1 protein-coding gene and 2 pseudogenes are annotated in these 1,852 nt (G+C 38.7%); all 3 read left to right on the forward strand.

Annotation, left to right across the window (positions count from 1 at the left end; genetic code table 11):
- A pseudogene (locus F6K49_RS45110) lies at positions 1–286 on the forward strand (hypothetical protein); the annotation flags it as partial.
- A gap of 287 nt (positions 287–573) precedes the next feature.
- Complete coding sequence (locus F6K49_RS45115) at positions 574–1,503, forward strand: sulfotransferase (RefSeq protein ID WP_075897700.1); 930 nt, start codon at positions 574–576, stop codon at positions 1,501–1,503.
- Positions 1,504–1,641: 138 nt separating this feature from the next.
- A pseudogene (locus tag F6K49_RS45120) lies at positions 1,642–1,852 on the forward strand (glycosyltransferase); the annotation flags it as partial.

Below are 1,852 nucleotides of genomic sequence, written 5' to 3' on the forward strand. Positions count from 1 at the left end.
CTTCGATTACCCTGACCGGAGGCTCCCCTACACGACGCTCTTCCGATCTCCACAGGGAATAGCAGGTCTACCAGAAGAGGTTCATCACTACTTTGAAATTGCTGTAGATAAGTCATCCTTTGCCGAAGCAATTATCAGATTTTTGTCCGATCCTTTCAGAGATAATGTTAATCCAGGTGTACTTGAGGAATTGTTTGGTTATAAAGCAATAGCAGGGGTTATTTCGGAACTAGATTCTATTGTTTCACTTTCCAAGTCTAACCAGTTAGCTCGATCTAAATCTTGATATACCAGTTATTAATTGGGTGAGGGTCTACGCCCTTGGAGTTAATGGGAGTAGGGATTAGAGGTTGAAAAAAATGACTTGACCTCATAACTAGGAAAAACGCGATCTCGCTCCATCTAAATATTGATAGTTTTTATACTATTTTAGAGTTTAGTGGTGATTAAATTTTAGTTAGCATTTTAGTTATCATGGTTGATCATAATTTAGATTTTAATAAAATACCACTAAAAATTGATTAAAACTAAAACTATTAACTATAAATTAACTGAAAATATAAAGAAATATAAATGAGGAAACAACGTTTAATTACTAATACCAGCTACTATCTTAGCTCGTGGTTTTTGAATCACTGGCAAGTTGGCAAACGCCCAATTTTGATATTAGGTCATGGTCGCAGCGGTACAAGTTGGGTCGGGAAAACATTGTCCACCGCAAATCGTGCTATATACTACTACGAGCCATGTAATCTAGATATTACTGGAAAAGGTAACATGGATACATGGTTCCGATATACACGACCTGGTGAGCGAGATGACTTGCTTGAAAATGCTTTTGATAATGTCTTCAAAGATCTACCTTTTGGAGGAGGTTGGTACCGAGGTTTCTGGGCTAGAGCACTGCCTAATTATCAAATCATCGTGAAAGATGTAGCATCTCTGATGTCCATCGAGTGGGTTTTCAAGCGCTACAATCCAAAACTATTGGTAATTGTTCGACATCCTTGCCCCACCGTATTATCAGAAATTAACAAAGAAACTCCTGCTGAGCTTTCCCGAGATACTCTATTACATCAATCTAGCTTATTTCAAGATCATCTCGAACCCTACCGTTCAGTGATAGAGGCAGCAAAAACGCCAATAGAAATATTTTCAGCTATCTGGGCAGCAAGACATCGTGTTGTAGCCGATGCATTGTCTCGAAATCCTGAATGGTTATTGATCTTTTATGAGGAATTATGCTTAGACCCTATTGGGAAGTTCAAAGAGCTATTTGAGCAGTTTGAATTGCCATGGAATAGGCGGGTAGAAAACCATGTACTCCAAAGTTCAACTAACAACATACCCGGTCGTTATTCCAAGGTACGTATAAGCAACCAACAAATAAATAAATGGAAACAAACGATGAACCAATCTGAAGTCGAGGTTGTGCGTAATTATGTTAAACTATCCGATCTACCGTTTTATCAGTCTGATCAATTCTGGTCACTAGAAACCTGAGATCGTTTACGTTTTTTTAAAGCTATTAAGTAGTTTGCGGCAGACACCTTGACTGGTAATGGATTTCAAGGTTTAGGTAGTAGCATGCAAGTAACGGCAGCTCTAAAGTTAACCAAAGCTCAATGGAGTAGGTGCAATATGAAAATTCTTGCCCAACCAGCCTTTAAAGATCGTGACAAAAACCCTTATACCTGGCTAGTTTACAGCTACCTAGCTACTTTGGGGGTTGATGTCCATGAGTTTTCTCCTCAAAAATTGCTGATAAATCATTATTCTATCTGGCATCGGCACTGGCCAGAACGAAACTTAAATGAACCTAACTTCTTCAGAGCGATCGCAAAAACATTAG

Source organism: Moorena sp. SIO3I6, from assembly GCF_010672095.1.